A 23,056-nucleotide genomic window follows, 5' to 3' on the forward strand; every position below is an offset into this window, starting at 1 on the left:
ATGCTGCGCCTTGCCGCCCTTTTCGCGCTCCTGCTGCCGCAGGTGGCGGCGGCCAACACCTGCCAGACGGTGACCTTTGAAGACACTGCCTTCACCACCTGCGAGGTGCAGGCGGGCGAAGACCTGCGCCTGTTCCACGCGGGTCCCAAGGGCAATCTGGGCAGCTTTGGCGCGGTCAATGCGCAACTGGCCGCCGAGGGCAAGACGCTCGGCTTTGCAATGAACGCCGGCATGTATCACGCCAACCGCGCTCCGGTGGGCCTGCTGATCGAGGACGGGGTCGAACGCTCGGAGATTGTGACCAGCGAAGGGCCGGGCAACTTCGGCCTGCTGCCCAATGGCGTCTTCTGCATCGGCGACCGCTTTTCGGTGATCGAAAGCCGCGCCTTCGCGCAGCGCCCGCCCGCCTGCCGCTATGCCACCCAGTCGGGGCCGATGCTGGTGATGAACGGCGCGCTGCACCCGCGGCTGATCCCCGACAGCGACAGCACCTATATCCGCAACGGCGTGGGCGTCAGCGCCGATGGCAGCCGCGCGGTCTTTGCCATTTCGGACGGGCGGGTCAACTTCCACCGCTTTGCCCGCTTCTTCCGCGATGCGCTGGGCCTGCCCGATGCACTCTATTTCGATGGCAAGATCTCGCGGCTCTACGCCCCCGCGATCCACCGCAATGACATCGGCTTTGCCATGGGGCCGATCGTCGGCACCGTCGTGAACAGGAACTGAAGCCATGGGCCGTGTGAAAAAGGGCCGCGCCGTTTCCGGCTGGGTCATCATCGACAAACCGGCGGGCGTCGGCTCGACCACGGTGGTCAACAAGGTGAAATGGGCGTTTCAGGCGCAAAAGGCGGGCCATGCCGGCACGCTGGACCCCGACGCCACCGGCGTTCTGGCGATTGCGCTGGGCGAGGCGACCAAGACCGTGCCCTATGTCACCGACGGGATGAAATGCTATCATTTCCGCGTGGCCTTCGGGGCGGCGACCAGCAGCGACGATGCCTCGGGTGCGGTGCTGGAAACGCGCGAGGCGCGCCCCACGGATGCGCAGATCGAGGCCGCCCTGGCCGCCTTTCGCGGCGACATCCTGCAGGTGCCGCCGCAGGTCTCGGCGGTCAAGGTCGATGGCGAGCGCGCCTATGATCTGGCCCGCGAGGGGGTGGAAATGGACCTTGTCGCGCGGCCCCTCCGGGTGGAGCGGCTGGAGGTGCTGGGCCGCCCCGATGTCGACCATGTCGATCTGGAGATGATCTGCGGCAAGGGCGGCTATGTGCGGTCCATCGCGCGCGATCTGGGGCAGGCGCTGGGCTGTCTTGGCCATGTCGCCTGGCTGCGCCGCATCTGGTCCGGCCCGTTCGAGGCTGCGGGTGCCGCGACGATGGAAGACATCGAACGCCTTGCCCGCAGCGACGAGATCGACGCCCTGTTGCGCCCCTTGGAACTGGGCCTCGCCGATCTGCCCGAACTGCCCGCCACTCCGGAGGGGGCGGCGCGGTTGCGCAACGGCAATCCGGGCATGGTGTTCGCGTCGGACGTGGACTGGGGCGAAGAGGCCTGGGCCAGCCATCAGGGCCGCGCCGTGGCGGTCGGCATCTACAAGGCCGGAGAGCTGCACCCCAGCCGGGTGTTCAACCTGTAGCCGGGTGCCGCCGCGCGGGGCATCGAGCCCCGCGCGGCGGCATTGCCATGGCCCGGTGGTCCGGCGGCGGTCCGGGCGGAGATGGCGGAGCCTCCGGCGGGAGTATTTGGGGAAGCAGCAAATGCAAGATGCGGCGGGACAGCTGGTGCGGCGGCACCTGAAGGGCGATGCGGAGTCGGAGGCGGTGTATTCGCCCTGCGAGACCTATCGCTATCTGCTGACGCGGATCTGGGACGGGGCAGGGGCGCGGGCGCTGTTCGTGATGCTGAACCCGTCCACCGCGACCGAGGCGCAGAACGACCCCACGGTGGAGCGCTGCGAGCGGCGCGCGCGGGCCCTGGGCTTTGGCGGCTTTCGGGTGGTCAACATTTTTGCCTATCGTGCGACCGACCCCCGGGTGATGCGGGCGGCGGCCGATCCGGTGGGGCCGGGGAATGATGCGGCGATTCTGGCGTCGGTGGAGGCGTGGCGGCCGCATCGGGTGGTCTGTGCCTGGGGCGCGCACGGGCTTTATCTGGGGCGCGGCGCGGCGGTGGCCGCGCTGTTGCGCGGCACCGGAGTGCCGCTCTGGCATCTGGGGCTGACCGCCGCGGGGGAGCCCAAGCATCCGCTCTACATCGGCTATGCCCAGCAGCCGCAGCCGTGGGTCTGAGACGCGGCGCAGAGTTCAGGCGGCGCGCAGGCGGATCAGCGACAGGTCAAGCCCTGCGGCATCGCGGATAAGCGCCACCGCCACACCGTCAAGTGCCAGCGTCATATCGGCCGTGCCTTCGACCGGGACAGCGGTCAGGCTGGGCTGCGGATGGAGGGCGGCATCGTAGAGGACGAGGATTTCATCTTCGTCGGGGTTGTAATCGGTGATCTGCGCCAGCGGCAGGCCGGGGGCAAAATCCTGCAGATGGAAGTGGTCGGCCCCCTCTCCGCCGGTGGCGATATCGCCGGGGCCGGTCCAGAGCGTGTCATCGCCGGCGCCGCCGTTCAGGAAATCTGCTGCCGCGTCGCTGCGCGTGTCAAAGCCCCCCCGCAGCGTATCATCGCCCGTGCCACCGTCCAGCGTGTCCTGCCCGCCGCCGCCGGTCAGCAGGTCATGCCCCGCGCCGCCCGCCAGCCAGTCACGGCCCATGCCGCCGTCCAGCGTGTCCTGCCCTTCGCCGCCGAGCAGCGTATCGGCCCCGCCGCCGCCGGTCAGACTGTCATCGCCTTCGCAGCCCGCCAGATGGTCGGCCCCGCGGCCCCCGCGCAGCAGGTCATCGCCTGCGCCGCCGATCAGGCTGTCATTCCCGCCGTGGCCGAGCAGCCTGTCATCGCCTTCGCCGCCATCGAGGTAATCGCGCCCCGCGCCGCCAAAGAGCCGGTCATCGCCCGCGCGGCCCGTCAGCTGGTCATCGCCGCCGCCGCCCGCCAGCCGGTCTGCCGCCGCACCGCCGCCGAGGATGTCTGCCGCAGCGCCGCCCGTCTGTTGCACCGGCAGCGGCGCTGGCTCCGGCACGTCATCCGACACCGGCATGCCTTCGACAACGGCTCCTGCAGGGGTGCCGGCAGGCGCGAGACCCTCCGGTGCGTCAAACGGCTCCGCCTCGGGTGCGTCATCGGGGAAAAGCCAGTCCAGCGCGAGGTCTTCTCCGGGCGGGGGCAGCGCCTCTTCCCCTGCGGGGTCGTCCGGCGTGTCGGGGTCCGCCTCGTCCGAAGGTTCCGATGCGCGCGTCAGGCTGTCGGCCACAAAGCCCGCCCCGAACGCCCCCAGTATGGCAAGAAATGCCAGCATCACCCACACCCCATACCTGCCGCACCCCGGCGCGTTAACCAGGTTTTCGCGCAAACCCCCGATTGCAAACGAAAACCGCGAGTCCAGAGCTAGCACGAATCGGCCCGCCCGCCCAGAGATCGGCGCGGGAATCTGCGGGCTTCGTTAACGGGGTCTTGCCGCCAATCCGTCGCCGCCTTTCGCGCGAATCATGGCGAAACCCGCAGGAAACCTGCCCCAAGCCGCGTCGCGCCCCTGCGCCGGGGCTTCCCTTTGCCCGCGCTTTGCCCTATACGCGCGCATCCCCGGTGCATGCCGGGGGCCAACGGTCTTGCTGGACGACATCCCGGCTCGCACCATCACCCTTCTGCCTAAGGAGACATCCGATGTCGATCACCGTCGAAGAAAAAGCCCGCCTGATCAAGGAATACGCGACCAAAGAGAACGACACCGGCTCGCCGGAAGTTCAGGTGGCGATCCTGTCGTCGCGCATCGCGACCCTGACCGAGCATTTCAAGGGCCACAAGAAAGACAACCACTCGCGTCGTGGCCTTCTCATGATGGTTGCCCAGCGCCGCAAGCTGCTGGACTACCTGAAGGCCAAGGACGAGGCCCGCTACACCTCGCTGATCGGCCGCCTCGGCCTGCGCCGCTAAGCGGTTTCAGCTCCGGTTGAGCCAGCGCCCGCCCCGAAAGGGGTGGGCGTTTTGCATTCGGGGGCGGGCGCGCTTGCATGGGCCGCATCTCTCGGAATTTCGCCGCGCGGCATTGCGGTGCAGGCGCAGGCCGCACGACCGCGTTGTGCCGACCTTCCCGTTGCGAAGCGCCGGTCTGCGTTAACGCAAACCTCAGGCCCCCCGTCTAAAAACGCCAGACGGACGGCCGTTCCACTACATCAACCCGCCAAAACCCTCGGCCCACGGTTTCCTGTCGTGTCCAGACCTGCCAGCAGCAAAGAACATCCGGCCGTATTCCGGCACGGCGCGCCTTTTTTGGAAATGTGCCTTGCCGGGTGAAACTTGCGCGTAAAATATTCCGTTATCGATGCGTAGCCGAGCAAGGAGTGCGATGTGAACCGCGAAAGCTTTTGTCTTGACCTGATCCGCGACATGACCGGCCTCTTGGAGGATACCGTCGGTTTGCAGGATGCCGAAGGCTATGTGACCGTTGTCGGGCAGCTCATGGGCGAAAGAATCTACACGCAGCGGGGCTTCGGGCCGGACCATCCGATGCAAGACGCCGAGCTTGGTCCTGTTCTGGTGGACCTGAAAGCCAAGATCGACGGCGGCTTCCGGATCGAAGAAGACACGGCCTCGTCGCTGGTGTTTTTCAACGACAAATGTCCTTTCGGCAGCCGTGTCGAGGGGCGACAATCGCTCTGCATGATGACATCGAATGTCTTTGGTTTCATCGCATCCCAATGCAAGGGATATGCAAAGGTCGAATTGGAGAAAACGATCGCAGCCGGCGATGGAATGTGCCGGGTAAAGCTGCATTTCAACAAGAACACGGCTCCCGGCAGGGAATATTATCGGATAGAAAATACCGATGGTTGACCTGAAACTCGTGGAAGCGTTTGTGCAGGTTCAAAACTATCCCTGCGCCGTGCTTCAGCCCAACTGCACCGTGATTTCGTTCAACTCGGAATTCAAACAGTTATTCGACGGCGTTTTTGTTGATGACCGCCTGAAAAGCGCTGCCCGGCATGCCGCGCGCACCAGCGGCAGTGTGCCTGCAAGCCTTCTGGGCAAAGATCACGAACGGCATAGTGCAAGCCTCACTGCCCTGCATCTGGCAGACAGTCATCTTATCTACCTGCAAGTGCGGCCAAGAGATAACCATTTCTCGAAAATCACCCAAGGTCTGACCAATCTCAATGAATCCGTGTCTCGCGGCGCGAGACATTCTGTCACCTTGCAGCAGGTGCTCGAGGCCACCGCAGATGGTGTGCTGATCTGCAATGTCGACGGAAAAGTCCTCGAGACGAACAAGGCGTGCAAGGATATTCTGGGCGAGGTAAAGCATATCTCGTCGCTCTTGCCGGAATATTCCTTCAAGGCCATTTTTGCGAACCCTGACCGGCAGTCGAAACTGACATCCGTCAGAATTGCAAAGACTTCCCCCGCCGGACAGGAATTGACCCTGGATGTGCGGATCGGTCAATCGCGGAGCGTGGACGGTGCTATCTACGTCGTGCTGATTGCGGACCGGACCGATAGAACCCGCCTCGAACAGGCCATGAAGCAGGCCAAGGATGCAAATGCGAATGCGCAGCAGGCCTCCGCGCGGGACGCGGCCAAAAGCCGTTTCCTCAGCACGATGAGCCATGAGATACGCACACCCCTTCACGGGGTTATCTCGGCGCTGGAGTTGATGGACCTTCACGGCTTCGAAGACCAGGAACTGCGCGCATTGCACAAGATCGCCACCACGGCGAGCGAAGAAGCCCTGCATCAGGTCAATCGCGCCCTTGATTTTACCAAGTTCGAAGCGCGCCTGCAGTCGGACAGTCCGGTAGAGACATTCGACCCCGCAGAACTTGTCAAAAGCGTCATAGACCAGATGAAGGCTTTCGCGGTCCGTCGCGGCAATACTCTGACCCTTAGCCAGACCGGACTGCTGTCGGCAAATGCGGTGGGCGATCAATATCTGTTCCACCAGATTGTGCAGAACCTTATCGGAAATGCCTTGAAGTTTACATCGAATGGCATGGTGAACGCCCATCTTGGCATATTCACCCTCGATGATGGTCGCCTGCGACTTGACCTCGATATCAGCGACACCGGGGTCGGCTTCGATATGAGCCAGAAGGAACGCCTTCTGAAAGAGTTTGAAACCGGCAAAGAGAAGTTTACCAAAATCGAAGACGGGGCGGGGATCGGCCTGTCTCTTGTAAACCGCGCCGTGATCCGGATGGGCGGCGTTCTCAGCATCGACAGCGTTCCCGGTCGTGGGTCGTCGTTTCGCGTCATCATGGATCTGGGTGCCGGCGCCTCGCGCGCAAAGGCCGATCTTGCGCCGCGTCCTGCCTTGGGGTCCTTCGGGCTTTCGGTGCTGGTTGTCGATGACAATATGGTCAACCGCAGCATGCTGGCGCGGATACTGACTTTGCTGGGTTGCAAGGTTTCCGAAGCGGAGTCCGGCAAACAGGCCCTCACGCTATTGGCGGCCGGTGGCTTTGATCTGGTGTTTATGGATATCAGCATGCCCGATATGAACGGGATAGAGGCGACGCAGGCCTATTTCCGGTCCAACCCGACCAAGCCGGCCCGTATCGTCGGTCTGACGGCACATGTCGATAAGGCCATACGGGACTCCTGTCTTGAGGCGAATATGGATGACGTTCTCTCAAAACCGCTGAAACGGGCGAGTTTGGAAGATTACCTGAAATCCGTCATGGTGAAATAGGCTCGGCCGCCCGTCGAGGCGTCACGGAAACCTGCGTCCCTCGCCGGAGCCGTGCAGGCAGGTTTGCCCGTGCGGGGCTCAGGTCCATGCCCCGCACGGGTCGGCTCAAGGGCCACACGGGGCGGCAGGGCAGGCCGCCTTACCCCGCCACATGCACATCGCGCGGCAGTCCCGACAGAATGCGCGCGCCGGTTGCGGTGACCACGGCCACCTCTTCCAGCCGGATGCCAAAGCGCCCCGGCAGGTAGATGCCGGGCTCCACGGTGAACACCATGCCTTCTTCCAGCAGCATCGTGTTCGTCGCGGTCATATAGGGCGGCTCATGCACTTCCGATCCGAGCCCGTGTCCGGTGCGGTGGGTGAAATACTCGCCATACCCCGCCGCCACGATCACGCCGCGCGCGGCATCATCCACCACATGGGCAGCCACACCGGGGCGAATGGCCGCCAGCGCCGCCTGCACCGCGGCATCCACCACCGCATGCACCTCGGCATAGCCTTCGGGCAGGTGGCCGACAGCGGCCATGCGGGTGATGTCGGAGTAATACCCGTCCTTGCGCGCGCCGATATCGACCACGATCGCATCGCCGGTGCGCAGCACGGTGCTGCCGGTGTGGTGATGCGGAAAGGCCGAATTGGCCCCCGCGCCCACAATGACGAACTCGCACCGCGCGCCATGCGCGGCAAAGGTGGCCATCGCCACATCTGCAAGGTCGGCCTCGGTCATGCCGGGCCGGATCGCCGCGCGCACCGCCGCCTGCGCCAGATCGGCGATGCGGGCGTTCTCGGCCAAGGCCGCCAGTTCCGCCTCATCCTTGACCATGCGCAGCGCGCCCACGGTGTCGCTGGCAAAGCCGCGCGCCACATTGGGCAGGCTGTCCAGCACCAGAAGCCCGTGGTCGGTCCGCATCGACTCGTCCAGCGACACGCGGCGCGGGCTGGGCGCGATGGCCTGCACCGCGGCCTCCAGCGCCGCCGCAGGGCCGGTCGCATCGGCCCAGTCCCAGAACGGCAGGTCGGTGTGCTGGCGCGCATCGGCGGCGTTCAGCGCGGGCATGACAAAGCCCGCCTGCTCCGGCCCCACCAGCAACAGGCAGGGGCGCTCGTCCGGATGGGGCGCAAAGCCCAGCAGCCAGCGCATATGCGCTCCGGGGGCCAGCACCACAAGTCCGGTGCCCGTCGCCTCCATCCTCGCGCGCAAACGGTCCAGCCGTGTCATGCGGGGTTCTCCATCGGCACGCTGGCAATCGCGGCCAGCAGGTCCGCCTTGTGCTTGGCCACCAGCGCCTCCAGCACCGCCACCCGTTCCGGCGTGAAATGCCCCTCGACATCCAGCACGTTCACGGTGCCCACCACCTGACCGCCATCGGTCACCGGAATGTTCAGCGCCGAATGGCAGCCCAAGGCGTTGATCAGCGCGTGATCGTTGAAATAGATGGCAAATTCCGGCGTCGTATTGGCGACAAAGCTGCGCTGGCCGTCAATCACCACATCCGACCACGCGTCGGAGCGCATCGGTTTGGTGCCGGTCGCCGGATAGTCCTCGGGGTGCGAGGTATAGGCACGCCGGACCAGGTCTGCCTTGCGGTCAAGCACGGTCACAGTGAACAGGCGCGCTCCGGCGGCGTCCTGCGCAGCACGGTGCAAAGCCGCGAAAACGGCTGTCGGATCAGTCATGGCGATACCTTGGGTCATTTTGATGCCACGGGGCGGCAAGATGCCGCCCCGCTTCGTGTCAGATCAGTTCTTTTCCACCAGACGGTAGAAGACAAAGTCGGCGCTGGCCCCGTTGACATAGCCCTGCACCTTCTCGGCCATCGCCACCTGCTTGATCGCCTGGAACATGATGACAAAGGGCGACTCGTCCTGAACCGATTTCTGCAGCTCCAGATACATCTGGTTGCGCGTGTCCTCGTCCTGTTCCGACAGCGCGGCCAAGGTCTTGGCATTCATCTCCTCGGGCGGCATCCACGCGTTGCGCCATGTGGTGGTGGACACGTATTTGTCATCCGAGTTGTCGGCGTTATAGGCAAAGGCCTTGGCGTTGGAATGCGGGTCCATGAAGTCGGGGCCCCAGTAAAGCAGCATCCCCTGATGGGTCCGCGCGCGATACTTGGTAATCACCTGCGCCCCCGTTCCCGGAAGGATCTCGAAGTCGATCCCCGCAGGCGCGAAGGTCTGCTGCAACGAGGCCGCGATGTCGGTGAAGGGCGCGGAATTGATGACATCCAGTTCGATCTTCAACGGTGTCGTCACGCCGCCTTCGGCCAGAATCTGCTTGGCCTTTTCCAGATCATAGCTGAACGGCGTCTCGGTCAGCGCGCCGGGGAAGCCTTCGGGCCAGAAGGCCTGATGCACGTCCATCTGGCCCTTCAGGAAGCTGTCGGCCATGCCTTGGTAATCCACCAGATAGCGGGCGGCTTCCCACAGGGCAGGGTTCTGCAAAGCCTCGGTTTTCTGGTTGAACGAGATCCAGTGCACGGCGGTCTGCGGATAGGTTTCCACCTTCACCGCCGCATTGCCGGCAAGGCCCGCGACCTGATCGGGCGACAGGTTTTTCGCCATGTCCACATCGCCCGATTCCAGCAGCAGGCGCTGGGTGGCCGCTTCGGCTACATGGCGGATCAGCACCTGTTCAACCTTGGGCGCGCCGCCGAAATAGTCGGGGTTCGCCGCCAGCATCATCACCTCGCCGGGGGCAAACCGCGCGAGCTTGAAGGGGCCGGTGCCTGCGCTGTTGGCGTTCAGCCACGCGTGGCCCATGTCGTCATCGGTGGCATTCGCCATTGCGGTTTCCACATCGACGATCGACGCAGGGCGCGACGCCAGCACGTTCAGCACGAAAGACGGCGCGAAATCGCCTTCCCAGCGCACGGTCACCGTATTGCCATCGGCGGTCACCATCTCCTCGATGTTCTCCGCCGTCCAGCCCAGCGTGCCCAGAATGAACGCGGGGGCCTTGTTCAGCACCAGAACGCGCTTCCAGCTGCCCACCACATCGGCGCCGCGCAGCGGGTTGCCAGAGTGGAACGTCACCCCCTCGCGCAGCTTGAACACCACGGTTTTCGCCGCCGTGTCGACTTCCCAGCTTTCGGCCAGTCCGGGGGAAAGCGTGGTGGTGTCGGTCGCATCATAGCGCACCAGCTGGTCATAGGTGTTGGTCACATATTCGCCCGAGCTGAACTCGTAGGCGGTGGCCGGGTCAATGGTCACGATGTCGTCGATGTTCTGCGCGATCACCAGCGCGGTGTCGGGCGTGGCCGCAAGGGCCGGAGCGGTGGCCAGCGCGATCAGGCTGACCGCCAGCGTGGTTCGAAGAAAGGACATGTGTCTCTCCTGTTGGGTGCCGCAGCTTGTCCCCGCTACGGGCTTTCGGGGGATCGTCCGATCAGGCGGGGCGACGTTCCGGTCCACAACAGGCGGGCCGGTGTTTCCCCGATATTGGCAAAGGAATGCGGGGTATCCCCCATGAAATGCAGGCTGTCGCCGGGATGCAGCACGAACACCGCATCGCCCAGTGTCTGGCGCAGGGTGCCTTCCAGCAGATAGATCAGCTCCTCGCCGGTATGGGCCGCGATTTCCGAGGCATAGCCGACAGGGATTTCGATGATGAGCGACGACAGGACGCCGCCGGGCAGGGTGCTGTTGACCCGCTGATAGCGCAAGGAACTGTCGGCGATGGCAAAGCTGGGCCGCTCGCCATGACGGCTGATGCTGTCGGACGGGCGCGGCGTGGCGATGAACCAGTCGATCTCCACCCCCAGCGCCGCCGCCAGACCCGCCAGCGTGGCAAGCGAGGGCGTGGCCTTGTCGCGCTCCACCTGTGACAGGAAACCGACCGAGATGCCCGCCTGATCCGCCAGAACCTGCAACGTCAGCCCCGCCTTGCGCCGCAAATCGCGGATGCGGCCGCCGAAGGCAAGCGGCGGGGCCGGGTCAGGCTGTCGCATGGGTTGAGACATGGCACTCTCCTTCCCGACTCACGCTAGTAAAAAAATTTTGCTAAGTCAAAAATTTTTGATAACGTGAAAAAAAATATTAACGGGAACCTCTGCCATGACCCAGACCCTGACGCCCGGCGACCAGACCGCCGCGCTGCGTGATGCCGGACCCCGCCTTGCCCGTGGCCTGCTGGCTGCGGGCGGCGTGCTTCTGACCGTGGCGCTGACCTTTCTGGGGCTGCTGGCCATCACCTTCGTCATCGGCCGCGTGGTGCCGATCGACCCGGTGCTTGCCGTGGTGGGCGACCGCGCAAGCAGGGAAACCTATGACGCCGTGCGCCTCGCGATGGGGCTGGACGACCCGCTGCTCGTGCAGTTCGCCCGCTATGTCGGCGCGGTGGTGCAGGGCGATCTGGGCCAATCCGTCGCCACAGGGCGCGCGGTGGCGAGCGATCTTGCGCGCGTATTTCCGGCAACGCTGGAAATGGCCACCATCGGCATCCTGATCGGCGTTGTGGTGGGTGTGCCGATGGGCGTGCTGGCGGCAGCGCGGCAGGGGACATGGGTGGATCAGGTCATCCGCGTGGTCGGTCTGGCGGGCTATGCCATTCCGGCCTTCTGGCTGGGTCTGGTGGGGCTGGTGCTGTTCTACGCCAAGCTGCGCTGGGTCGGCGGCCCGGGGCGGATCGACCTCTTTCTCGACGGCATGGTCCCCGTTCGCACCGGCTTGCTCCTGGTCGACTCGCTGATCGCCGGCAACTGGGCCGCGCTGCGCAGCGCGGCATCGCATATCGTGCTGCCCGCCACGATCCTCGGGTTCTTCTCGCTCGCCTACATCGCCCGCATGACCCGCAGCTTCATGCTGGAACAACTGGGGCAGGAATACATCACCACCGCCCGCGTCAAGGGCGTGCCCGAACGGGTGGTCATCTGGCGCCACGCCTTCCGCCCCATCCGCGTGCAACTGGTGACGGTCATCGGCCTGTCCTACGCGGGCCTGCTGGAAGGATCGGTCATGATCGAAACCGTGTTCTCCTGGCCGGGGATCGGCAATTACCTGACCACGGCCCTCCTGAACGCCGACATGAACGCTGTGCTGGGGGCCACGCTCGTCATCGGGGCGGTGTTCATCGGCATCAACAAGGGGTCAGACCTGCTCTACCGCCTGCTGGACCCGAGGGCTCGCACATGATTTCCCGCGCTTGGCTGATGGACGAAGACCCGGCAACCCGCGCGCAGGCGCGGGCGGGGCAGGCATGGCGGCTCGCCCGCGATCTGTCGCGCAACCCGCTGGCGATGGTCGGGCTGGCAATCATCGTGGCGCTGCTGGTCGTCGCGGCCTTCGCGCCGTGGCTCGCCCCCTATTCCCCCGTCGAGGGGATGCTGACCAACCGCCTGCAGCCCCCCTCTGCCGCGCATTGGATGGGCACCGACGAACTGGGGCGGGATATCCTGTCGCGCGTGATCCACGGCGCGCGGATCACCCTTTACATCGTGATGCTGGTCGCGGTGATCTCGGCTCCGCTCGGGCTCGTCATCGGGGCGGTGTCGGGCTATTTCGGCGGCTGGGTCGACCGCGTGATGATGGGGCTGACCGACATTTTCCTGTCGATGCCCCGCCTGATCCTTGCCCTCGCCTTCGTTGCCGCCCTCGGACCCGGCATCGAGAACGCCGTCATCGCCATCGCCATCACCGCCTGGCCCGTCTACGCCCGCATCGCGCGGGCCGAAACGCTGACCTTCCGGCGGTCCGATTTCATCGTCGCGGTGCAGATGCAGGGGGCCAGCCACGCGCGGGTCATCGCCTTGCACGTCCTGCCGCTCTGCATGTCCTCCACCATCGTCCGCGTCACGCTGGACATGGCGGGCATCATCCTGACCGCCGCAGGGCTGGGCTTCCTCGGCCTTGGCGCGCAGCCGCCCTTGCCCGAATGGGGCGCGATGATCTCCAAGGGCCGCGCCTTCATCCTCGACCAATGGTGGGTCGCCACCATGCCCGGCTTTGCCATCGTCATCGTGTCACTGGGGTTCTGCCTCTTCGGTGACGGGCTGCGCGATGTGCTCGACCCACGGCAAAGGAGCAAATCATGACCCTGCTTTCGGTTCAGGACCTTCGGGTCAGCTTCCCGCGCCCCTCGGGCGGGCGGGTCGAGGTGGTGCGCGGCCTCTCCTTCGATCTGGGGCGCGAACGCTTGGGCATCGTGGGCGAATCCGGCTCGGGCAAGTCGATGACCGGTCGCGCCCTGATGGGCCTCATCGCCCCCCCGGGGCGTGTCACCGCGCAGCGGATGCAGTTTGACGGCATAGACCTCACCACCCTGTCGGAAAAAGACTACCGCGCGCTGCGCGGGGCGCGGATGTCGATGGTGCTGCAAGACCCCAAGTTCAGCCTGAACCCCGTGATCCGCATCGGCGACCAGATTGCCGAGGCGCTGGAGTTTCACACCTCCCTCTCTGCCGCCGCACGTCGCGCCAAGGTGCGCGACGCGCTCGAGGCGGTGCGCATCGACGACCCCGACCGCGTGGCGCGGCTGTTCCCGCACGAGGTCTCGGGCGGCATGGGCCAGCGCGTGATGATCGCGATGATGGTGGTGCTGGAACCTGATCTGATGATCGCCGACGAGCCGACAAGCGCCCTCGATGTCTCGGTGCGCGAACAGGTTCTGTCGATCATGGATGATCTGGTTCGGCGGCGCGGCATGGGCCTGATGCTGATTTCGCATGACCTCAACATGGTGGCCCGCTGGTGCGACCGCATTCTGGTGATGTTCAACGGCGAGGTGGTGGAAGAAATCGGCCCCGGCGCGCTGCATGCCGCAACGCATCCCTACACACGCGGGCTGATCGCCAGCCTGCCACGGCTCGACGAAGACCGCTCCGAATTGCCGGTGCTCGACCGTGCCGCCTTGGCGCGGGTCGGACAGGAGGCCCGCCCATGATCCGCGTCGATGATCTGACGGTCCGCTACGGCCCCTCGACCGTGCTGCACAACGTCGGCTTTGCCGTGGCGCAGGGCGAAAGTTTTGCCCTCGTGGGCGAAAGCGGCTCGGGCAAATCGACCATCCTCAAGGCACTGTCCGGTCAGGTGGATGACTGGTCGGGGCAGATGACGGTGGGCGGGCAACCCGTCACCCGCTCGCGCAGCCGCGCACAGGCCGCGCAGGTGCAGATGGTGTTTCAGGACCCCTACGGCAGCCTGCACCCGCGCCGCACCGTCGATGATGCCCTGTCCGAACCGCTCGCCATCCACGGCCTGCCCGACCGCGACGCCCGCGTGCTGGCCATGCTCGATGCCGTGGGGCTGGCGCGGCGCTTCCGCTTCCGGCTGCCGCACCAGTTGTCAGGGGGGCAACGGCAACGCGTGGCGATTGCCCGTGCGCTGATGCTGTCCCCCAAGGTCTTGCTGCTCGACGAACCCACCAGCGCGCTGGATGTCTCGGTGCAGGCCGAAATCCTGAACCTTCTCAAACGGCTGCGTGCCGAACAGGGGCTGACCTTCCTGCTGGTCACCCATGATCTGCCGGTCGTGTCCTTTCTCTGCGACCGTCTGGCGGTGCTTCGGGCGGGGCGGGTGGTAGAAACCGCCGATGTCGCCGCCCTGCGCGGCCGCGCCCTGACCAGCGACTATGGCCGCGAACTGCTGGCCCGCTCCGAAGGCATGGCCTGACAGGGCCTCTGTCCCCTCCGGCGCATGATCCGCGCCTTGGCGGGGCAGGGGGGCAGGGGGGCAAACCGTTGCGCGCCGCCCTTGCGGGCGGTGTCGGCACAGTCCCTTGCGCGGTCCGCGCGGCCAAGGCGGTGCCGCGCGGGCGGCGAAAGCGCCAGACAGGCGCACGGGGCGGGTTCAAGACGCAGGGCCGAACCGCGCACGCATGCGGCCAACCTCGCAAACGTCTTAACAACACATGAATCCCCGTTGGCTAACCCGTTGATTTTGCTTGCGCCGTGCGCGTGTAACACAGCGGGGACAGTGGCTGCCTCTTGCATCCGCGCCGCTGTCCCGCTAACCCAGAACCGCATCATCCAAGGGGAAGCAAGATGGACCTGACCAACCTTCGGGGCAAGTATATCGAGGCCGTGGCCGGGGCGTCGAGCGAGGCCGCGCTGGAAGAGGTCCGGCTGGCGGCCCTTGGCAAGAAGGGCGAGATTTCGGCCCTGATGGCCACCCTTGGCAAGATGGACCCCGAGGCACGCAAGGCCGCAGGGGCCGCGATGAACCTCCTGCGGGACGAGATCGACGCCGCCCTGCGCGCCCGCAAGGCCGCCCTCTCGGACGCGGCCCTCGATGCCCGGCTGCGGGCCGAGTGGCTGGACGTGACGCTCCCTGCCCGCCCCCGCCCGCGCGGCACCATCCACCCCGTCAGCCAGGTGATGGAAGAGCTGACCGCCATCTTCGCCGACATGGGCTTTTCCGTGGCCGAGGGCCCGCAGGTCGAGAGCGACTGGTATAACTTCGACGCCCTCAACATCCCCCCCGAGCATCCGGCCCGGCAAGAGCATGACACCTTCTTCATGCACCGCGACCCGAACGACCCGCGCCCGCCCCACGTGCTGCGCACCCACACCAGCCCGGTGCAGATCCGGGCGGTGGTGGATCAGGGCGTTCCCCTGCGCGTCATCGCCCCGGGCCGCGTCTACCGGATGGACATGGACCAGACCCACACCCCGATGTTCCATCAGGTCGAAGGCATCGCCATCGACCGCGACATCAGCATGGCCAACCTGAAGTGGACGCTGGAAGAGTTCTGCCGCGCCTTCTTCGAGGTGGACAAGGTAGAGTTGCGCTTCCGTGCCTCGCATTTCCCCTTCACCGAACCCTCGGCCGAGGTCGATATCCGCTACTCCAACGTCGGCGGCCAGCTTCGCATCGGCGAGGGCGACAAGTGGATGGAAATCCTCGGGTCCGGCATGATGCACCCCAAGGTTCTGGCCGCGGCCGGCGTGGACCCGAATGAATGGCAGGGCTTTGCGTTCGGGGTGGGGATCGACCGGATTGCCATGCTCAAATATGGCATCCCCGATCTGCGCGCCTTTTTCGAATCCGATCTGCGCTGGCTGCGCCATTACGGATTCTCGGCGCTCGACATGCCCGATCTGGCAGGCGGCCTGAGCCGCTAGCCGCGCTCGATCGGCTGCACCAGTATTTCCGCGACGGTCTGAAATCCTTGTGCGGCAAGCACAAAGCACAGGGCGGCGATCCCGATCATCAGGATGAGAAGCCAGGAATGTCTGGCCTTGTGGTTCTTGGGTTTGGTGAGCATCGGGTCCATCATGCCCCTGTGTCTAGCGGACCGGTTCAGCAAGATTGTGGCGAACTGCACGCTGGTGGCGCGACAACCCGTTTCCATCCCGGAAACCCCCGCCGCGCCGCTTCCCCTCTGCGCGGCTTTGCGATAAGGCCGAAACCAAGATATCCAAGGGACGAACGCGATGAAATTCACCCTCTCCTGGCTCAAGGACCACCTCGACACCGAGGCTTCGCTTGATGACATCCTCTATGCCCTGACCGATCTGGGTCTCGAAGTGGAAGAGGTGGTGAACCCCGCCGCCAAACTGGCCCCCTTTACCATCGCCAAGGTGCTGGAAGCGACGCAGCATCCCGATGCCGACCGTCTGCGCGTCTGCCGCGTGCTGACGGATGAAGGCGAAAAGCAGATCGTCTGCGGAGCGCCCAATGCACGGGCGGGCATCACGGTGGTGCTGTGCAAACCGGGCGACTATGTGCCGGGCATCGACACCACCTTGGGCGTCGGCAAGATCCGCGGCGTTGAGTCGCACGGCATGATGGCGTCGGAGCGGGAGCTGGAGCTTTCGGACGAGCATAACGGCATCATCGAATTGCCCTCGGGCGAGGTGGGCGACAAGTTCACCGATTGGCTTGCCTCGAACCGCCCCGGCACCGTGGACCCGATGATCCATATCAAGATCACGCCGAACCGGCCCGATGCTTTGGGGGTGCGGGGCATTGCGCGCGATCTGGCCGCGCGCGGGCTTGGCACTCTGCGGCCGCTGGATATTCCGCTGATCGAAGGGCAGTTCGATTGCCCCGTGGCGGTCCGGATCGATCCCGCGCTGAAGGCCAAGGGGTGCCCGCATTTCGCGGGACGGCTTATCCGCGGCGTCACCAATGGCCCGTCGCCCGACTGGCTGCAGCAGCGGCTCAAGGCCATCGGTCTGCGTCCGATTTCGGCGCTTGTCGACATCACCAACTATTTCACCTTCGGTCTTGGCCGCCCGCTGCACGTTTTTGACGCCGCCAAGGTCAAGGGCGCGCTGCGGATCCATCCCGCCAAGGGCGACGAGACGTTTCTGGCGCTGGATGGCAAGACCTATGCATTGCGCGAAGGCATGATGGCGATTTCCGACGATGCGGGGGTCGAGTCGCTCGCCGGGATCATGGGCGGAGAAGCTTCGGGCTGCACGCCGGAAACCACCGATGTCTTCCTTGAGTCCGCGTGGTGGGACCCGATCACCATCGCCGCCACGGGCCGCGCGCTGCGGATCAACTCCGATGCGCGCTACCGCTTTGAACGCGGCGTTGATCCGGCCTTCACCCTGCCGGGGCTCGACCTTGCTACGCAGATGGTGCTTGACCTGTGCGGCGGCACGCCCAGCCATCTTGCGCAGGACGGCGCGCCTCTGGACACCACCCGCAGCTATCGGCTGGACCCTGCCCGCGTGATCAGCCTTGTCGGCATGGATATCCCCGAGGTCGAGCAGCGCGCCACACTGGAAGCCTTGGGCTTCACCCTTGCAGGTGACATGGCCACTCCGCCAAGCTGGCGACCCGATGTGCTGGGTGAGGCCGATCTGGTCGAAGAGGTGGCGCGCGTCGCGTCGCTGACCAAGCTGGTGGGCAAACCGCTGCCGCGTGTCGCGGCAGGTGTGCCGCGCCCCATCCTGACGCCCCTGCAGCAGCGCGAGCGGATCGCGCGGCGCACGATCGCGGCCTTGGGCTATAATGAATGCGTGACCTACAGCTTCATCGACGAAGCAGCGGCCAAGCTGTTTGGCGGCGGCACAGATGCCGTGCGGATCGACAACCCGATTTCTTCGGAGATGAGCCATCTGCGCCCCGACCTGCTGCCCGGCCTTCTGCGCGCCGCGGCCCGCAATCAGGCGCGCGGCTTCATGGATCTGGCGCTTGCCGAAATCGGCCCCACCTTCTTTGGCGGCGAACCCGGAGAGCAGCATCTGCACGCCACAGGCCTCCTTGTCGGCCACAGCGCCCCGCGTGATCCCTATGGCAGCCGCCGTCCGGTGGATGTGTTCGATGCCAAGGCCGATGTCGAGGCCGTGCTGGCCGCGCTTGGCGCGCCCGCGCGGGTCCAGATCAGCCGCAAGGTGGCCCCGTGGTGGCATCCGGGGCGGTCTGGCGTGATCGGGCTTGGCCCCAATGTCATGGCCACCTTTGGCGAGGTTCACCCCAAGGTGCTTGCCGAAATGGGCATCAAGGGCGCGGCGGTGGCCTTTACCATCCAGGTCGCCAACATCCCGTTCCCCAAGACAAAAACCCCGACCCGTCCGGCGCTCGCGATCAGCGATCTGCAAGCGGTGGAACGCGATTTCGCCTTTGTCGTCGATAGCACGGTCGAAGCGCTTACGGCGGTGAATGCGGCGCTCGGGGCGGATAAGGCGCTGATCGAGTCGGTGCGCATCTTCGACCAGTTCACCGGTGACAAGGCCGAGGCGCAGATGGGGGCAGGCAAGAAATCCATCGCCCTGACCGTGCGCCTCCAGCCCACCGGCAAGACGCTGACCGAGGCCGAGATCGAGGCGGTGTCAGCCAAGGTCATCGATAAGGTGACCAAAGCCACGGGCGGCACCCTGCGCGCCTGACTGCGCAGACCGCACATCCAACTTTGACGCCGCGCGGCCCGTGCCGCGCGGCGGTTTCATTTGCGCGGTTTGCTGCGCCAGCTTGCCAGCCACGCCCAGAGGCTGCCAAACACCCCCTTGGCGCGGTCGCGCGCTGCGTCGGCCCGCGCATCGACTGCATCCCAAGTCTCGGCCACGTCCTCCAGCGCAGGGTCGATGGTGCGCTCGCGGAATTGCAGCCAGACCCGCCGGATCATGAACAGCACAAAGGCAAGGAAGGTCAGGATCACGATGTTCAGCCAAGGGATCAGCGTCACATCGGGACCGGCCACGCGCTTGATCGACACCGCATTCGGGAAGATGGTGAAGAACTGGTTGCGCCAGCCATAATGGCGCAGGGCCACCCATACGGGGGCCGCGTCGGTCGAAACCGCTTCCTTGGCCTGTGTCTGCAAGCCGAAACTGTTGATCTTGAAATAGGGCGGCCAGCCCCAGCCGGTATCTTCGTTGCGGTATTCCATCGTCCGGCCATTCGGGTAGACCGCATTGATGAAGAACACATCGCGCGAAGTGGAATTGGCCATTCCCACCTCGGCGCGGCTCCAGAAAATCGAGTTGTCCCCGATGTCCACGCGGCGGTTCTCGGTGCCGACGATCCGCACGATATCGGTTTGCGGCAGGGTGTAGTGCAAAAAGCCGAACACCAGCGTCGCCAGCATCAGCCAGAAGCCCCATTTCACATAACGCATTGCCGCCTCACTGAAAGTTCAGGATGTAGAGCGTCACCACAACAGCAACGGCCGGGACGACGTAGATGAGCCACAGAAGCCGCTTCTTCAAGCCCCTGTCATAAATGGCCATGCCCTTTTCGATATAGGCGGCACGGTCCCCCGCAATGCCGCCCGCGTCGAAACGCTTTTCCAGCCGCTCGCGCCGGACGGACCGCAGGTAGACCCGCATGACCAGATAAACCACCGTCAGGGCGGCAAAACCGATGACCGCCAGCCTGACCCAGCCAAGGATCATGCCCGTCGCCCCTGTGCCTTGCCCCAAGGCCCGACCACCGGGCCCAGATCGCGCGCGGGGCGCGGCTCGGGGCGGCTGCGTTCATCCATGCCGGGTTCGGGGCCGAACAGCGCCGCACGCGCCCCCTGCTTGTCGACCACATATTCCCGCACCAGAAACTCGGCGACATAGCGGCGCTTGCGCTCCGACCAGTGGGCATAGCTGGCGTAGAACAGCTCTTTGTGCACGATGAACATCTGGCGCACATCCAGCGGGGCCAGTTCCGACAGCAGCATGTTTACCAGATCGCGGTCCTTATGGGCGCGCGCCCGCAGCGTGTAGAAATAGGCCGGATGCTCGCTGGTGATGCGCGGCCAAGGTCCGCCCGCCTCGATCCAGCGCAAAAGCGCCGCAAGCCCCTGAAACTCGGGCGGCAGGGCATCCCCCAGCCGATGTGCGAGGGCGCGCAATTCCGTGCGACGCGCATCGCCGATTTCCAGCCCCAGCCGGTCCGCCGCTTCCACCAGAATGAAATCCATCTTCTGCCGGATCACCGCCGCCGCATCCATCCCCCGCGCCTGCACGATGGGTTCGACCAGCTGGTTGCGCTCCAGCCAGTCGGCAACCTGGTTGCGCTGGGTCAGATCGAACACCTGCGAGATCGGCACCGCGCCCAAACTCTCGCGCGGCATCGCGGCAATCAGCGCCGGGCTGGGCAGATCGCGGAACACATACAGCCCGCCAAAATGGCTGGTCCAGAAATTCGGCTGCTCGAAGGCCATCTGCGGCAGATGGATCGGCACCCGCGTCACATCTCCGGTGCGCTTTGCAAGACCGATCATCTCGGCGATCAGCAGATCATCGCGCCAGCCATCCGGCTCGGTGCGGAACCGCTCGATCAGGGCGGCCAGCTTGCCCGCATCCGCCACGTGCCCGCCGATGGTATCCGCCTCGACCGTGATCCGGCGGATGTCCAAGAGCTTGGCGGGCGTCGAGATTTCATAGACCGAGTTCTGCAAGGACCCCGCCACCGCATCCCGCGCGGTCAGCGCGAAAAGCTGCGCCTCGTTTGTTTCGATGAATTGCCGGATGATCCCGCGACTGGTCGAGAATTTCGAGTTGAGCAACGGCGCATTCTTTTGCGCCGTGGTCAGCAGGATGAATTGCCGGTTGGCCCCCTTGGGGTTGAGGTAAAGATCATCCCCCAGTTCCGCCCCGATTTCCGGCGAATAGCCGGAAATGTCGATGTGAAAATCCGGCAGCGTCGTCTCGCGCCCGCATAGATGCTTCATCGCCCGTTTGTACCGCTCGACAAGGGCGGGCGAGCTGACCTCGACCAGATTGCCAAACATCAGGCCGTTTTCGATGAGGCGTTTCATTGCTTTCCTTCGTGATGCTGAACGAAGGCCAAGACAGAGCCATAGTGCTCTTTGACGTGCTTTTGTTGTGAAATCATCATCCTGGAGCCACGCTCCGGCCAGTTGTGCGCCTCGAACATTGCCGTTGTGCTGCCATGGTTTTCTTTGGCGATCCGGGCGATTGCCTTTGCGTCCCAGCCGGGTTCGTGTGCCATCACCCCTTGCCCTCCAGATAACGCCGCTTAGCCTCCTCGTTGCGCTGGTAGTCGCGCAGCATGCCTTCGATCGCCACCTCGTCCGATTTGTCGGCATAGCGGAATTCGCTGTCGGCGTAACGGTTGACCTCCTGGATCACCATGTCCACCGTGATCGGGGTCATCAGGCTGCGGATCATCGCCAGCTTGTCGTCATAGGGTTTGAACAGGAACAGGTCCGGCTTTTCCATCCAGTCATCGGGCAGTTCGAAATCCATCGCCCGCACCTTCACCGCATCGGTGATGTTCTTGATGGCGCGGCCGGTGAAACGCGGGTCGGCTTCCTGAATGGCCTTCAGATAGCGACCGATCCTGGCGATGGTGTCCAGCGGCCCGATTTCTGCCGTGACCTTGTCCCAGACCTTGACAAGCCCGTCTTCATGCGGGCGGGAATGGCCCTCGAAACTCGCGGCGACGGCCTTCCTGATTTCCTGTGCCGCGAACAAATCGTGGTCTCCCAAGGGGATGGAATGGTTCTTCCCCAGCAGCAGCGACAGGATGTCGATGTAATCCTCGCGCGTCTGCGGCCCGTCGACCAGAAAGCGCGCCCCCGCCCGCTGGCGCAGGGCATCATCCACATTTTCGGGAAAGTTGGAAAACATGCCGAAGGTGCAGTTGCCGCGCACCACGGTGCCAGCTCCCGCAAAGGCCTGCATGAACACAGCTGTCACCTCTTGCTGGCCCGCGCTCGATTGCCGGTCCCCCCGCTTGCCCGCCACCTGATCGATATCGTCAATGGTGCCGAAGCCGATCACCGCAGGGTCCAGCACCGCATCGATAAAGGCCTTGGCGTTCTGGCCGGATTTGCCCTGATAGCTGTCGATCTGGTCGATGCTGAAATTCTGATAGCGGAACGGATAGCCCGCGACCGTGCAGTAATCGTTCAGAAGTCCCGCCATCATCTGGATCAGCGTGGTCTTGCCGGTGCCGGGTTTGCCATCCCCCATGAAGGTGAAGATAAAGCCGCCCAGTTCCGCAAAAGGGTTCAGGCGGCGTTCAAAATCATAGGCCATCAGCATCTTGGCCAGCCGCAGCGACTGGTATTTGGCAATGTGATTGCCCACCACCTCATGCGGTTTCTTGAAGGTCATCGTCAGCGCGCCGCCTTTGGCAGCGCGGGCCGGTTTGAAGCCCGCGATGGTCAGCCCGTCTGCCTCTACCTTCCAGCTTGCGCCGGTAAATGCCTCGAGGCGGGGGGCAGTCTGGGCACGCAGGGCGACCTTTTCCATCACCGTTTCGGCAAAGGCGGCGACGGTGGCGGCAAGGCGCGTGTCGTCGCTGGCATGCAGCGCAATGTCCTGATCGAGCTCCCACAGCGCGCCTTGCAGGGCGAGGGGGGCGTTGTCGGTCAGCACCTCATCCACCGCGCCCACCTCTACGCTGGCGGTGCCCAGATGCGGGGCCAGAAGGAAGGCGGTCGCATTGGCAAAGGTGTAAAGGCACAGCAACGCTTCGGCACCAAGAAGGTCGGTGAATTCGGCGCGGCGCAGGTCGGGCAGGCGGCCTTCAAGATTGGCCTTTTTCAGCTCGCCCAAGGGCGATTGCGCGGCAAAGGTCTCGCCCATGGCAAGCGCGATCGCAAGCGCGCGGCGCAGCGCATGCAGCACCGAGGCTTGCGCGGGCGAGAGCAGACCGTCAGAGCCGGATTCGACCCGCTCCACGATGCGCACGCCACCGGGCCGCGCGGTCGGGCGGGTGACCAGACCGGGCGTGGTCGACCGAAACCGCGGACGGCTGCCCAGCCCGGGCGAGCGCTCTTCCACCCTGTCGGGTGTCATCGCCTTGCCGAGGCGCGGCGCGTGGTCAAATCCGGTCAAGAGGGCAAGCGCCGCGTCATACTGCGCGCGGATCGTCTCCTCTTTCAGTTCCATCGTGTCGCGTGTCGACATATT

At 64.9% G+C, this 23,056-nt stretch carries 23 protein-coding genes; 12 read left to right on the top strand and 11 right to left on the bottom strand.

The window, feature by feature from the left end; genetic code table 11:
* From G3572_RS11230 to G3572_RS11240, 3 genes are all read left to right on the top strand, one after another.
* Entirely contained in the window at window positions 1-726 is a 726-nt protein-coding gene (locus G3572_RS11230; protein ID WP_164611815.1) for a phosphodiester glycosidase family protein, read from the top strand.
* A 4-nt stretch (window positions 727-730) separates the two neighbouring features.
* Window positions 731-1,636, top strand: a complete 906-nt coding sequence (gene truB, locus G3572_RS11235; RefSeq protein ID WP_164611817.1) for a tRNA pseudouridine(55) synthase TruB — start codon at window positions 731-733, stop codon at window positions 1,634-1,636.
* Window positions 1,637-1,757: 121 nt separating this feature from the next.
* Window positions 1,758-2,288: a DUF1643 domain-containing protein gene (locus G3572_RS11240; RefSeq protein WP_164611819.1), complete on the top strand. Its 531-nt coding sequence runs from the start codon at window positions 1,758-1,760 to the stop codon at window positions 2,286-2,288.
* 15 nt (window positions 2,289-2,303) lie between these two features.
* Here the strand turns inward: G3572_RS11240 and G3572_RS11245 are convergent, their stop codons facing one another.
* A complete protein-coding gene (locus G3572_RS11245; protein WP_164611821.1) occupies window positions 2,304-3,401 on the bottom strand; it encodes a calcium-binding protein in 1,098 nt (365 codons plus the stop codon).
* Window positions 3,402-3,766: 365 nt separating this feature from the next.
* On the opposite strand from G3572_RS11245, the gene rpsO reads away from it, so the two are divergent.
* The 3 genes from rpsO to G3572_RS11260 all read left to right on the top strand — a co-directional run bounded on the left by rpsO (window position 3,767) and on the right by G3572_RS11260 (window position 6,788).
* Window positions 3,767-4,036, top strand: coding sequence for a 30S ribosomal protein S15 (gene rpsO, locus G3572_RS11250; protein ID WP_164611823.1), 270 nt, complete (start codon window positions 3,767-3,769; stop codon window positions 4,034-4,036).
* 414 nt (window positions 4,037-4,450) lie between these two features.
* Window positions 4,451-4,936: a methanogen output domain 1-containing protein gene (locus G3572_RS11255; protein ID WP_164611825.1), complete on the top strand. Its 486-nt coding sequence runs from the start codon at window positions 4,451-4,453 to the stop codon at window positions 4,934-4,936.
* Window positions 4,929-6,788, top strand: a complete 1,860-nt coding sequence (locus G3572_RS11260) for a response regulator (RefSeq protein ID WP_164611827.1) — start codon at window positions 4,929-4,931, stop codon at window positions 6,786-6,788. Before G3572_RS11255 ends, G3572_RS11260 begins: the two co-directional genes overlap by 8 nt.
* 139 nt (window positions 6,789-6,927) lie before the next feature.
* On the opposite strand, the gene G3572_RS11265 is transcribed toward G3572_RS11260, so the two are convergent.
* The 4 genes from G3572_RS11265 to G3572_RS11280 all read right to left on the bottom strand — a co-directional run bounded on the left by G3572_RS11265 (window position 6,928) and on the right by G3572_RS11280 (window position 10,750).
* Entirely contained in the window at window positions 6,928-8,007 is a 1,080-nt protein-coding gene (locus G3572_RS11265) for a M24 family metallopeptidase (RefSeq protein WP_164611829.1), read from the bottom strand.
* Window positions 8,004-8,465 carry a GAF domain-containing protein gene (locus G3572_RS11270; protein WP_164611831.1) on the bottom strand — a complete coding sequence of 154 codons (462 nt, stop codon included), beginning with the start codon at window positions 8,463-8,465 and terminating at the stop codon, window positions 8,004-8,006. Before G3572_RS11270 ends, G3572_RS11265 begins: the two co-directional genes overlap by 4 nt.
* A 63-nt stretch (window positions 8,466-8,528) precedes the next feature.
* Complete coding sequence (locus tag G3572_RS11275; protein ID WP_164611833.1) at window positions 8,529-10,115, bottom strand: ABC transporter substrate-binding protein; 1,587 nt, start codon at window positions 10,113-10,115, stop codon at window positions 8,529-8,531.
* A gap of 35 nt (window positions 10,116-10,150) precedes the next feature.
* Window positions 10,151-10,750, bottom strand: a complete 600-nt coding sequence (locus G3572_RS11280; protein WP_164611835.1) for a helix-turn-helix domain-containing protein — start codon at window positions 10,748-10,750, stop codon at window positions 10,151-10,153.
* Between the two features lie 94 nt (window positions 10,751-10,844).
* Between G3572_RS11280 and G3572_RS11285 the strand changes: the two genes are divergently transcribed.
* From G3572_RS11285 to pheS, 5 genes are all read left to right on the top strand, one after another.
* On the top strand, window positions 10,845-11,921 hold the full coding sequence (locus tag G3572_RS11285; protein WP_164611844.1) for an ABC transporter permease: 1,077 nt from the start codon (window positions 10,845-10,847) through the stop codon (window positions 11,919-11,921).
* Window positions 11,918-12,820 (top strand): ABC transporter permease, encoded by a 903-nt coding sequence (locus G3572_RS11290; protein ID WP_164611846.1) that lies wholly within the window; start codon window positions 11,918-11,920, stop codon window positions 12,818-12,820. Before G3572_RS11285 ends, G3572_RS11290 begins: the two co-directional genes overlap by 4 nt.
* Window positions 12,817-13,668, top strand: coding sequence for an ABC transporter ATP-binding protein (locus tag G3572_RS11295; protein WP_164611848.1), 852 nt, complete (start codon window positions 12,817-12,819; stop codon window positions 13,666-13,668). The genes G3572_RS11290 and G3572_RS11295 overlap by 4 nt, the downstream gene beginning before the upstream one ends.
* The gene (locus G3572_RS11300) at window positions 13,665-14,396 is read left to right on the top strand and encodes an ABC transporter ATP-binding protein (protein WP_164611849.1); all 732 of its coding nucleotides are present in this window, start codon (window positions 13,665-13,667) and stop codon (window positions 14,394-14,396) included. The genes G3572_RS11295 and G3572_RS11300 overlap by 4 nt, the downstream gene beginning before the upstream one ends.
* A 371-nt stretch (window positions 14,397-14,767) precedes the next feature.
* Window positions 14,768-15,847, top strand: a complete 1,080-nt coding sequence (gene pheS / locus G3572_RS11305; RefSeq protein WP_435530972.1) for a phenylalanine--tRNA ligase subunit alpha — start codon at window positions 14,768-14,770, stop codon at window positions 15,845-15,847.
* On the opposite strand, the gene G3572_RS11310 is transcribed toward pheS, so the two are convergent.
* Window positions 15,844-15,990, bottom strand: a complete 147-nt coding sequence (locus tag G3572_RS11310) for a hypothetical protein (protein WP_164611851.1) — start codon at window positions 15,988-15,990, stop codon at window positions 15,844-15,846. The genes pheS and G3572_RS11310 overlap by 4 nt on opposite strands.
* Before the next feature lie 169 nt (window positions 15,991-16,159).
* Here G3572_RS11310 and pheT point away from each other — a divergent pair, with 169 nt between their 5' ends.
* Entirely contained in the window at window positions 16,160-18,568 is a 2,409-nt protein-coding gene (gene pheT / locus G3572_RS11315; protein ID WP_164611853.1) for a phenylalanine--tRNA ligase subunit beta, read from the top strand.
* A gap of 56 nt (window positions 18,569-18,624) precedes the next feature.
* Here pheT and G3572_RS11320 read toward each other — a convergent pair whose 3' ends face one another.
* Genes G3572_RS11320 through G3572_RS11340 form a run of 5 tightly spaced genes read right to left on the bottom strand, consistent with a single transcriptional unit; the run spans window position 18,625 to window position 23,053 of the window.
* Complete coding sequence (locus G3572_RS11320; protein WP_164611855.1) at window positions 18,625-19,296, bottom strand: DUF1523 family protein; 672 nt, start codon at window positions 19,294-19,296, stop codon at window positions 18,625-18,627.
* A 7-nt stretch (window positions 19,297-19,303) separates the two neighbouring features.
* Complete coding sequence (locus G3572_RS11325) at window positions 19,304-19,573, bottom strand: hypothetical protein (RefSeq protein WP_164611857.1); 270 nt, start codon at window positions 19,571-19,573, stop codon at window positions 19,304-19,306.
* Complete coding sequence (locus G3572_RS11330; RefSeq protein WP_164611859.1) at window positions 19,570-20,931, bottom strand: DUF6638 family protein; 1,362 nt, start codon at window positions 20,929-20,931, stop codon at window positions 19,570-19,572. Before G3572_RS11330 ends, G3572_RS11325 begins: the two co-directional genes overlap by 4 nt.
* Complete coding sequence (locus G3572_RS11335) at window positions 20,928-21,125, bottom strand: hypothetical protein (protein WP_164611861.1); 198 nt, start codon at window positions 21,123-21,125, stop codon at window positions 20,928-20,930. The genes G3572_RS11330 and G3572_RS11335 overlap by 4 nt, the downstream gene beginning before the upstream one ends.
* Window positions 21,125-23,053: an AAA family ATPase gene (locus G3572_RS11340; protein ID WP_164611863.1), complete on the bottom strand. Its 1,929-nt coding sequence runs from the start codon at window positions 23,051-23,053 to the stop codon at window positions 21,125-21,127. Before G3572_RS11340 ends, G3572_RS11335 begins: the two co-directional genes overlap by 1 nt.
* Between the last annotated feature and the right edge of the window lie 3 nt (window positions 23,054-23,056).

The organism is Pseudotabrizicola algicola (assembly GCF_010915705.1).
GTDB classification, from domain to species: Bacteria; Pseudomonadota; Alphaproteobacteria; order Rhodobacterales; family Rhodobacteraceae; genus Pseudotabrizicola; species Pseudotabrizicola algicola.

Bases quoted from the DNA above. Each gene is read 5' to 3' on its own strand.
- G3572_RS11230 (WP_164611815.1), top strand. From the start codon at position 1: ATGCTGCGCCTTGCCGCCCTTTTCGCGCTCCTGCTGCCGCAGGTGGCG.
- truB (WP_164611817.1), top strand. From the start codon at position 731: ATGGGCCGTGTGAAAAAGGGCCGCGCCGTTTCCGGCTGGGTCATCATC.
- G3572_RS11240 (WP_164611819.1), top strand. From the start codon at position 1,758: ATGCAAGATGCGGCGGGACAGCTGGTGCGGCGGCACCTGAAGGGCGAT.
- G3572_RS11245 (WP_164611821.1), bottom strand. From the start codon at position 3,401: ATGCTGGCATTTCTTGCCATACTGGGGGCGTTCGGGGCGGGCTTTGTG.
- rpsO (WP_164611823.1), top strand. From the start codon at position 3,767: ATGTCGATCACCGTCGAAGAAAAAGCCCGCCTGATCAAGGAATACGCG.
- G3572_RS11260 (WP_164611827.1), top strand. From the start codon at position 4,929: ATGGTTGACCTGAAACTCGTGGAAGCGTTTGTGCAGGTTCAAAACTAT.
- G3572_RS11265 (WP_164611829.1), bottom strand. From the start codon at position 8,007: ATGACACGGCTGGACCGTTTGCGCGCGAGGATGGAGGCGACGGGCACC.
- G3572_RS11270 (WP_164611831.1), bottom strand. From the start codon at position 8,465: ATGACTGATCCGACAGCCGTTTTCGCGGCTTTGCACCGTGCTGCGCAG.
- G3572_RS11275 (WP_164611833.1), bottom strand. From the start codon at position 10,115: ATGTCCTTTCTTCGAACCACGCTGGCGGTCAGCCTGATCGCGCTGGCC.
- G3572_RS11280 (WP_164611835.1), bottom strand. From the start codon at position 10,750: ATGTCTCAACCCATGCGACAGCCTGACCCGGCCCCGCCGCTTGCCTTC.
- G3572_RS11285 (WP_164611844.1), top strand. From the start codon at position 10,845: ATGACCCAGACCCTGACGCCCGGCGACCAGACCGCCGCGCTGCGTGAT.
- G3572_RS11290 (WP_164611846.1), top strand. From the start codon at position 11,918: ATGATTTCCCGCGCTTGGCTGATGGACGAAGACCCGGCAACCCGCGCG.
- G3572_RS11295 (WP_164611848.1), top strand. From the start codon at position 12,817: ATGACCCTGCTTTCGGTTCAGGACCTTCGGGTCAGCTTCCCGCGCCCC.
- G3572_RS11300 (WP_164611849.1), top strand. From the start codon at position 13,665: ATGATCCGCGTCGATGATCTGACGGTCCGCTACGGCCCCTCGACCGTG.
- pheS (WP_435530972.1), top strand. From the start codon at position 14,768: ATGGACCTGACCAACCTTCGGGGCAAGTATATCGAGGCCGTGGCCGGG.
- G3572_RS11310 (WP_164611851.1), bottom strand. From the start codon at position 15,990: ATGCTCACCAAACCCAAGAACCACAAGGCCAGACATTCCTGGCTTCTC.
- pheT (WP_164611853.1), top strand. From the start codon at position 16,160: ATGAAATTCACCCTCTCCTGGCTCAAGGACCACCTCGACACCGAGGCT.
- G3572_RS11320 (WP_164611855.1), bottom strand. From the start codon at position 19,296: ATGCGTTATGTGAAATGGGGCTTCTGGCTGATGCTGGCGACGCTGGTG.
- G3572_RS11325 (WP_164611857.1), bottom strand. From the start codon at position 19,573: ATGATCCTTGGCTGGGTCAGGCTGGCGGTCATCGGTTTTGCCGCCCTG.
- G3572_RS11330 (WP_164611859.1), bottom strand. From the start codon at position 20,931: ATGAAACGCCTCATCGAAAACGGCCTGATGTTTGGCAATCTGGTCGAG.
- G3572_RS11335 (WP_164611861.1), bottom strand. From the start codon at position 21,125: ATGGCACACGAACCCGGCTGGGACGCAAAGGCAATCGCCCGGATCGCC.
- G3572_RS11340 (WP_164611863.1), bottom strand. From the start codon at position 23,053: ATGTCGACACGCGACACGATGGAACTGAAAGAGGAGACGATCCGCGCG.